6 protein-coding genes are annotated in these 9,110 nt (G+C 70.8%); 2 read left to right on the forward strand and 4 right to left on the reverse strand.

Going from position 1 to position 9,110, the window contains the following annotated elements; genetic code table 11:
- Positions 1–101: 101 nt before the first annotated feature.
- From ACFU53_RS43990 to ACFU53_RS44005, 4 genes are all read right to left on the reverse strand, one after another.
- Positions 102–1,196 (reverse strand): tartrate dehydrogenase, encoded by a 1,095-nt coding sequence (locus ACFU53_RS43990; RefSeq protein WP_384005491.1) that lies wholly within the window; start codon positions 1,194–1,196, stop codon positions 102–104.
- Between the two features lie 145 nt (positions 1,197–1,341).
- The gene (locus ACFU53_RS43995) at positions 1,342–2,259 is read right to left on the reverse strand and encodes a LysR family transcriptional regulator (protein WP_384005493.1); all 918 of its coding nucleotides are present in this window, start codon (positions 2,257–2,259) and stop codon (positions 1,342–1,344) included.
- Between the two features lie 29 nt (positions 2,260–2,288).
- A complete protein-coding gene (gene dctA, locus ACFU53_RS44000; protein WP_384005495.1) occupies positions 2,289–3,704 on the reverse strand; it encodes a C4-dicarboxylate transporter DctA in 1,416 nt (471 codons plus the stop codon).
- Between the two features lie 186 nt (positions 3,705–3,890).
- Positions 3,891–6,521 (reverse strand): glycosyltransferase family 1 protein, encoded by a 2,631-nt coding sequence (locus tag ACFU53_RS44005; RefSeq protein WP_384005497.1) that lies wholly within the window; start codon positions 6,519–6,521, stop codon positions 3,891–3,893.
- A 442-nt stretch (positions 6,522–6,963) separates the two neighbouring features.
- Here ACFU53_RS44005 and ACFU53_RS44010 point away from each other — a divergent pair, with 442 nt between their 5' ends.
- Positions 6,964–8,163, forward strand: coding sequence for a S8 family peptidase (locus ACFU53_RS44010; protein WP_384005499.1), 1,200 nt, complete (start codon positions 6,964–6,966; stop codon positions 8,161–8,163).
- 229 nt (positions 8,164–8,392) lie between these two features.
- The coding region (locus ACFU53_RS44015) for a maltotransferase domain-containing protein (protein WP_384005501.1) at positions 8,393–9,110 on the forward strand (718 nt) is incomplete at its 3' end.

Genomic DNA, 9,110 nt, shown 5'->3' on the forward strand with positions numbered 1-9,110 from the left:
GCGTTGGATTGGCCGTCCAATGGATGGATGGCCGGTCCCGGCTGCGGGCGCGACGAAAACAGGCCGGGACGATCGGGGTTGCCCGCGTAGCGGGCCGGCGGTCAGCCGTTCAGGGCGTCGATCAAAGCCTTCGTGACCTCCTCCGTCGTGGCCGTGCCGCCGACGTCGCGGGTGAGGATGCCGGCGGCTGTCGTGGTCTCGATCGCCTTGTTCAGGCGGGCCGCCTGGTCGGGCAGGCCGAAGTGGTCGAGCATCAGGGCAGCGCTGCCGACCGCGCCGATCGGGTTGGCGAGGCCCTGGCCGGCGATGTCCGGGGCGGAGCCGTGGACGGGCTCGAACATGCTGGGGAAGCGGCGCTCCGGGTTGAGGTTGGCGCTGGCCGCCAGGCCCAGGCTGCCCGCCAGCGCGCTGCCCAGGTCGGAGAGGATGTCCGCGTTCAGGTTGGAGGCGACGACCACCGACAGGTCCTCCGGCTTCAGGACGAACTTCGCCGACATCGCGTCCACCAGCACGCTCTCCGTCTCCACGTCCGGGTAGTCGAGCGCGACCCGCTTGAAGACGTCGTCCCACAACACCATGCCGTACTGCTGGGCGTTGCTCTTCGTCACCGAGGAGACCTTGCGGCGGCCGCGCGTACGGGCCAGGTCGAAGGCGAAGCGCATGATGCGTTCGCAGCCGACCTCCGTGAACAGGGCCGACTGGACGGCGACTTCGCCGCCGGGGCCGCGCCCGCCGAGGTTGCGGCCGCCGAGGCCCGCGTACTCGCCCTCGCTGTTCTCGCGGACGACGACCCAGTCCAGTTCCGTGTCGTCGGCCTTGCGCAACGGGCTCCGCACACCGGGCAGGAAGTGCACAGGGCGGACGTTGGCCCACTGGTCGAAGCTCTGGCAGATCTTCAGGCGCAGGCCCCAGAGACTGATGTGGTCCGGGACGTTGGGCCAGCCCACGGCGCCGAAGTAGATGGCGTCGAAGTCCTTGAGTTGGTCCAGGCCGTCGTCATCCATCATCTTGCCCGTGCGCTCGTAGTAGGCGCAGCCCCAGGGGAACTCCTGCCACTCGAAGGCGAAGGCCCCGGCCGAGTCGGCCGCCAGCGCGTCCAGTACCGCGCGGCCCGCGGCGACGACCTCGGTGCCGACGCCGTCGGCGGGGATGGCGGCGATTCGGAAGGTGCGGGGTGCGGTGGGGGTTGCGGTCACGGGATGCCTCCGGGAGCGTCTTGCGCTGCTGCTGCTTCTTCGACGTCTTCGAGTCAACCCAGTGCGCCCCTGCCCCGTCCAAGACCGGCTTTCGATACGGCCCATAGGCGCAACCGATCGGTTCGGCTACCGCGAGTACCGCTGACTACTGCGGTGCCCCGGCCCCCTTCCGCCGCGCGTACGACCGCGTCAGCTCCAGGAACGCCCTCGCGCCCGGCGTCAGATGGGCGGGCAGGCTGATCATCGCGACGTGGAGGTGTGCGGTCGGCTCGATGGAGGCCACGGCGGCGCCGCAGCGGCGGGCGAGCCTCGTCCAGGAGGCGGGGAGGACCGCGACTCCGACCCCGGTCAGGACCAGGGGCAGGATGGAGGTGCGGTGGTCGACGACCGCGACGATGTCGGTGCCCTCGGTGTGCGCGGTGATGTCGTCGACGATGGTGCGCATCAGGCTGCCGCGGCGGGAGGCGATCAGCTTGTGCCCGCCGAGGTCCTCGGGGCGCAGGGTCGCGCCGTCCTCCACCGCCCCGCCCGGGCCGGCGACCACGACGAACGGCTGCTCCTCCACGGGCAGGACGTCGAGCCCGGACACCGCCGCCGGCTTGGCAGCGCCGAGGAGACCCAGCTCGCAGGCCCCGCTGCGGACCAGTTCCACGACCTCCTCGGGCGTGAACGCGGCCCGGCTGCTGACCGTGACGGACGGATGCAGAGCGGCGAAACGGTGGATGAGGGTGGTCAGCGGCTCGATGCCGGGCGACGGCATGGCGGCCACCTCGACCGTGCCGCCGTGCAGCCCGGACAGGGCCGCCGCCCGGTCCCGTACGGCCGCCAGGTCGCGCAGCACCCGACGGCTCGGTTCGAGGAGCTCCGCCCCGGCCTCGCTCAGCACGACCCCGCGGCCCATGCGGTGGAACAGCGAGACGCCCAGGTCGGCCTCCAGGTTCGCCATCGCCTGCGACAGCGAGGGCTGCGCCACATGGAGCGCGGCGGCCGCCTTGCTGAACCCGCCGTGCTCCACGATGGCCAGGAAGTACTCCAACTGCCGGGCGTCCACAATGCCTCCCACCGCCGCTGACCTGCGGCAACAGGGGGACCCTACCGCTTGACCCCGACTGCGGCCCCGGCACCGCTGTCGGCGACCGGCACCTCGACCGACTCGACCGCCGCAACCGACTCGGCCGACTCAACCGTCTCGGACGCCTTGCCTACGGGAACCTCCTCCCGTATCTCCCCCACCAACACCCGTCGAGCCCGCTCCACATCCAGCCCGTTCTCCCAGCGGGCCACGAACAGCGCCGCCACCGCGTTCCCGGAGAAGTTGACCATCGCCCGGCACTCCGACATGAACTTGTCGATGCCGAAGACGAGCATGATCCCGGCGGCGGGGACGTGCCCGACGGTCGAAAGCGTGGCCGTGAGGGCGATGAAGCCCCCGCCCGCGACACCCGCCGCCCCCTTCGACGTCAGCAACATCACGGCCAGCAGTCCGAGTTGCTGCCCCACCGACAACGGCGTGTCCGTCGCCTGCGCGATGTAGAGCGTGGCCAAGGAGAGGTAGATCGCGGCGCCGTCGAGGTTGAAGCTGTAGCCGGTCGGCACGACCAGCCGGACCGTGGACTTCTCGGCGCCCATGAACTCCAGCTTGCGCATCAGCCCGGGCAGGGCCGGCTCGGCCGTCGACGTGCCCAGGATCAGCAGGTACTCCTCCTTGAAATAGCGGAAGAGCTGGAAGATGTTCAGCCGTACGTACGCCGCGAGGACCGCGCCGAGCACCACTACGACGAACAGCGCGGAGGTGACGTAGAAGAGCAGGATCAGCGAGCCGAGGCTGGTCAGCGTCGAGAGGCCGAACTTCCCGATGGCGTAGGCCATGGCGCCGAACGCACCGAGCGGGGCCACTTTCATCACGAAGGAGAGCACCTTGAAGACCACGGTGGTCAGGCGGTTGACGCCCTCGATGATCGGCTCGCCGACCTTGCCCACGGACTTCAGGGCGATGCCGAAGACCACCGCGAGGAAGATGATCTGCAGGATGTTCCCTTCGACGAACGCGCCGAAGACACTGTCGGGCACGATGTTCGTCAGGAACTCCCACCAGTGCTGGTGCTCGCCGCTCTCGATGTACGCACCGGCGTCACCGGAGACCTCCAGCCGCGAGGCGTCCGCGTGCACACCGTCGCCGAGCCGGAAGATGTTGATCGCGACGAGACCCGCGCCCATGGCGACGATCGTGCCCACCTGGAAGTAGGTCAGCGCCTTGATCCCGGTGCGGCCGACCTTCTTCAGGTCCGCGACGCCCGCGATGCCGCCGATGATCGTCAGGAAGACGATCGGTCCGATCAGCATCTTCATCGCGGTGATGAACGTGGTGCCGATCGGCTCCATCGACGTGGCGAGATCCGGCCACCGCCAGCCGAGCACGATCCCGATGACAATCGCCACCAGCACCTGCACATACAGCTGCCGGTACCACGGCTTCGTCCGTACCACGGGGGCAGGGGCATGCGTCATTGCAACCTCCGGCTCTGAGGAGACCCGTACGACACCGGGTCCCGGCCGGCCGTCGCACCACTGTCGGCTCAGTGAAGCGGCGCACGGACGAGGAGGTCCACGACCAAAAATCGATGCCCCGTATAGGCGGTGCCTATACGGGGCACGGCGTCCGGGCGGGCCTGGAGATCCCCCACCCGGACGGGGTCACCGCAGCAACACCCCCGCCTCCTCCGCCATCTCCTGCGAAGGCACCGCCACCAGCCCCAGCTCGGCGGCCGAGGCCAGCAGTCGGTGGGCGGGCAGGATCCGTACCGTGTAACCGAAGGAGCCGGTGCGGTCCAGGGCGAGCGGGCCCTCGTAGGCCCAGCGGCCCTCGCCGTCGGGGCCGCTGGTCGGTTTCAGCGGGACGTACGTCGCGTCCGTGATGCGGTCCTCGGTGTCGACGCGGCCGGAGACCGCCTGGACCTCGACGTCGTCCGGGACCAGGTCGCCCAGGCCGACCCGGACGCGCAGCACCAGCGTCGCGCCCAGCTCAGCGGCCGTACTGAGCGGAGCCGCCGAGGTTTCCACATGGTCCACCGTCACCCGGTGCCACGCGCCCCGCACCCGCGCCTTCCACTCGGACAGTTCCCGGGCCACGTCCGGAACCAACGACCGGTGGGCCCGGGCGGCCGGGGCGTACAGGCGCTCGACGTACTCCCGGACCATGCGGCCCGCCAGCAGCTTCGGCCCGAGGTGGGTGAGGGTCTGGCGGACCATCTCGATCCAGCGGTCGGGCAGACCGCCCTGGCCCCGTTCGTAGAAGCGCGGTGCGACCCGCTGTTCCAGCAGGTCGTAGAGGGCCGACGCCTCCAGGTCGTCCCGGCGGTCGTCGTCCGTCGCCGTGCCGTCGGCGGTGGGGATCGCCCAGCCGAAGTCCGGCCGGAACCATTCGTCCCACCAGCCGTCCAGCACCGACAGGTTCAGACAGCCGTTGAGCGCCGCCTTCATCCCGCTCGTCCCGCACGCCTCCAGGGGGCGGAGAGGATTGTTGAGCCACACGTCGCAGCCGGGGTACAGCTTCTGCGCCATCGCCATGCCGTAGTCGGGGAGGAACACGATCCGGTGGCGTACCCGCGGGTCGTCCGCGAACCGCACCAGCTCCTGGATCAGGCGTTTCCCGCCGTCGTCCGCCGGGTGCGCCTTGCCCGCGATCACGATCTGCACCGGCCGCTCCGGGTGGAGCAGCAGCTCCATCAGCCGGTCGGGATCGCGCAGCATCAGGGTCAGACGTTTGTACGAGGGGACGCGGCGTGCGAAGCCGATGGTCAGGACGTCCGGGTCCAGGACACCGTCGATCCAGCCCAGTTCGGCGGTCCCGGCGCCACGCTGCCGCCAGGAGGCGGCGAGGCGTTCCCGTACCTCCACGACCAGTTGCTCGCGCAGGTCCCGGCGCAGGTCCCAGATGTCCTGGTCGGGGATGTCGCCCACGGCGTCCCAGCGGTCCGAGCCGCCGACCGACATGGCGTCCTCGGTCCGCTCGGCGCCGATCTGGCGGGCGCCGAGGCGGAAGACCTCCGGGGCCACCCAGGTCGGGGCGTGCACGCCGTTGGTCACCGAGGTGATCGGGACCTCGTCCGGATCGAAGCCCGGCCACAGACCCGAGAACATCTCCCGGCTGACCTGCCCGTGCAGCAGGGAGACGCCGTTGGCGCGCTGGGCGAGCCGGAGCCCCATCACCGCCATGTTGAAGACGTTCGGGTCGCCGCCCGCGTACGTCTCCATGCCGAGCCCCAGGATGCGGCCCACGTCGATGCGCGGGAGTTCGGCGTCGGGGCCGAAGTGGCGGGCGACCAGCTCACGGTCGAAGCGGTCGATGCCGGCGGGGACGGGCGTGTGGGTGGTGAAGACCGTGCCGGAGCGGACCGCCTCCAGGCCGGCGTCGAAGTCGAGCCCCTGGTCGCAGAGTTCGGCGATGCGTTCCAGGCCGAGGAAGCCGGCGTGGCCCTCGTTGGTGTGGAAGACCTCCGGCCCGGCGTGGCCGGTGAGCCGGCAGTACGTGCGCACGGCCCGCACACCTCCTATGCCGAGCAGCATCTCCTGGAGGAGCCGGTGTTCGCTGCCGCCGCCGTACAGCCGGTCGGTCACGCCGCGTTCGCCGAGGTCGTTCTCCTCGATGTCCGAGTCGAGCAGCAGCAGCGGCACCCGGCCCACCTGGGCCTGCCAGATCCGGGCGTGCAGTCGGCGGCCGCCGGGCAGCGCCAGGCCGACCTGGGCCGGGGAGCCGTCGGCCTCCTGGAGCGGCACCAGCGGCAGTTCGTTCGGGTCGAGCACCGGGTAGTGCTCCTGCTGCCAGCCGTCCCGGGACAGGGACTGCCGGAAGTATCCGTGCCGGTAGAGCAGGCCGACGCCGATCAGCGGGACGCCGAGGTCGCTGGCCGCCTTCAGATGGTCGCCGGCGAGGATGCCGAGGCCGCCGGAGTACTGCGGCAGCGCGGCAGTGATGCCGAACTCGGGCGAGAAGTAGGCGACGGCGGCCGGGAGTTCGGACGTCTGTGCCTGCCCCTGGTACCAGCGGTCCCCGGTGACGTAGTCGCGCAGATCGTCGGCGACGACGGTCAGCCGGCGCAGAAAGCGCCGGTCCTCGGCGAGTTCGGCGAGGCGCCGGGTGGAGACGGAGCCGAGGAGGCGTACGGGGTCGCCGCCCGACGCGGCCCAGCGCTCGGGGTCGGCCGACTGGAAGAGGTCACGGGTCTCCGCGTGCCAGGACCAGCGCAGATTGCGCGCCAGTTCGCTGAGCGGGTGGAGGGCTTCGGGGAGGACGGGTCGGACGGTGAATCTGCGGATGGCCTTCACAGAGGGTTCCACCTTCGCGCCAGGACGTACGGGCCGGGGGACGCACTCCGCTGTGCGCCGTTCGTCACCCCCCGACGGTAGCGGCGCGGGGGCCCGGCAACTACGGGGCGTCCCCCGGTATGCGATTACGGCGCATCCGTACCCCGGCCGCCCGGCCGGGCAGTCCGCCCCGGCGCGTTCAGTCCTGAATTCGCCGCAACCCAGCCGCAACCTTCACATGTACCCCACGGGTGATATGGCCGATTCCACCCCTCTGCGCGGCCTTGTGGTGCTTCACACCGCACGAGAGGCTGCCCAGTGGCGCACCGGCCGACCTCGGCCGAATCCGGCGAACACCGGCAGCCCGTCACGACCGGCTTCCGGTGAATCCTGGTGCGGGTGCGCCGGGTTGAGGAGGGGGTACTCACACATGCGTCACCCGGCAGAGGCGAGAAACAGGCGTATGCGCTGGGCGGGAGGGCTCACGGCGGTGATGACGGCCGCGGCACTTTCGGCCATCACCCTGCCCGCGCAGGCCGCCGCGGAGGGGCTCGTCCACGGAGCCGGTGATCCCGGTTCCGTCAACGGCAGTTACATAGTGACCCTCAAGGCGGGAACGAAGGCCCCGTCGAAGGCCGGAAAAGACATTGCGGCGAAGTACGGGGCGAAAATACGCCACACGTACAGCACGGCCCTGAACGGATACTCCGTGCAGACCGGCGAGAAACAGGCCAGGCGTCTCGCGGCGGACTCCCGCGTGGCCTCGGTCGTCCAGGACACGAAGGTCACCTACGACCACCGGCAGGCCGCGTACGACCCTCGGCAGCCCAACCCGCCCTCGTGGGGCCTGGACCGCGTCGACCAGTCGAACCTGCCGCTCGACAAGAGCTACACCTCGCCGGGGTCGGCGGGCAGGGGCGCCACCGTGTACGTGATCGACACCGGCATCCGGATCACGCACAAGGAATTCGGCGGCCGGGCCGCCAACGGCTGGGACTTCGTGCAGAACGACAGGACGGCACAGGACGGCAACGGCCACGGCACCCATGTCGCGGGCACCGTCGCCGGCACCACCTACGGTGTCGCCAAGAAGGCCAGGGTCGTCGCCGTACGCGTGCTCGACGACGCGGGCGGGGGGACGACCGCCCAGGTCATAGCGGGCATCGACTGGGTCACCAAGCACGCGAAGAAGCCGGCCGTGGCCAACATGAGCCTCGGCGGCCACGGCAACGCCCAGCTCGACGCGGCCGTACGCAACTCCATAGCGTCCGGCGTCACCTACACCGTCGCCGCGGGCAACGACGGACTCGCCGCGGGCCTCTACTCGCCCGCCCGCGTCAAGCAGGCGATCACCGTCGGCGCCACCGACAAGAAGGACGTCCGCGCCGACTTCTCGAACTGGGGCCCGAGCCTTGACCTGTTCGCCCCCGGTGCGTCCATCACCTCCGCGTCGCACAAGAGCAACACCGGGAAGGTGACCTCCTCCGGTACGTCGATGGCCTCGCCGCACGCCGCCGGCGCGGCCGCCCTGTTTCTGGCCGACCATCCACGGGCCACCCCCGCCGACGTGAGCAGGGCGCTGGTGGAGGGTGCGATTTCGGGCAAGGTAAAGGACAGATATCCGGGCTCCCCGAACAGGCTTCTCCAAGTCGACAACCCGTAGGGATCCGTAACACCACAGGTGAGCGGCTCTTTACCGAGAGCGACTACAGTGACCGGCCTCGCCCCTCTCGGACGAGGCCGGTCTTGTGTGTAGACATACGCGTGAGTAGTTAACAAAGTGCCGGAATGCCCACCCGCACTGTGTGGGAAGGCTCCACCGGTACGTCCCGCTGGCCCCACCTCCCCACACCCTCATCCGCCCACCCACGTTGACGCGGACAGGAGCGGTCATGCCCGCCACGCACCACTCGTCAGCCCCCCCGACGACCAGTACCACCACCGCCACACCCGACAGCACCGCCGAACGCCCCGCGCGCCGGGCGCACACCGGACCGCCCGCGCCGGCCGCGCCGCCTCCGAAGACCCCGGTGACTCCGGGCGCCCCCACCATCGGGCGGATACCGGTTCTCGATGTGCGGCCGACCGTCCACCACGGCCGCCGACCGGCGAAGGCCGTCGTGGGCGAGGCATTCGAGATCTCGGCCGTCGTCATCCGGGAGGGCCACGACGCGGTCGCCGCCAACGTCGTGCTCAGGGGCCCGGAGGGCCGCCCGGCCGACTGGACCCCGATGCGCGAACTCGCCCCCGGCACCGACCGCTGGGGCGCCACCGTCTCCGTACCGAGCGAGGGCGTCTGGTCCTACGCCGTCGAGGGCTGGGGCGACCCGGTCACCACCTGGCGCCACCACGCCCGCATCAAGATCCCGGCCGGCCTCGACACCGAACTCGTCCTGGAGGAGGGCGCCCGTCTCTACGAGCGCGCCGCCGCCGGAATCCCCGACGGCAAGGGCGGCCGGGGCACCCTGCTCGCCGCCGTGGGCGCGCTACGGGACACCACCCGCCCCGCGCCCTCCCGTCTGGCGGCGGCGTTGGCGCCGGAGGTGGACGAGGTCCTGACCCGCCACCCCCTGCGCGAACTGGTCACCTCCAGCGAACCGTTGCCGCTGC

It is taken from the genome of Streptomyces sp. NPDC057474 (assembly GCF_042802555.1).
In the GTDB taxonomy this organism is placed as follows: domain Bacteria; phylum Actinomycetota; class Actinomycetes; order Streptomycetales; family Streptomycetaceae; genus Streptomyces.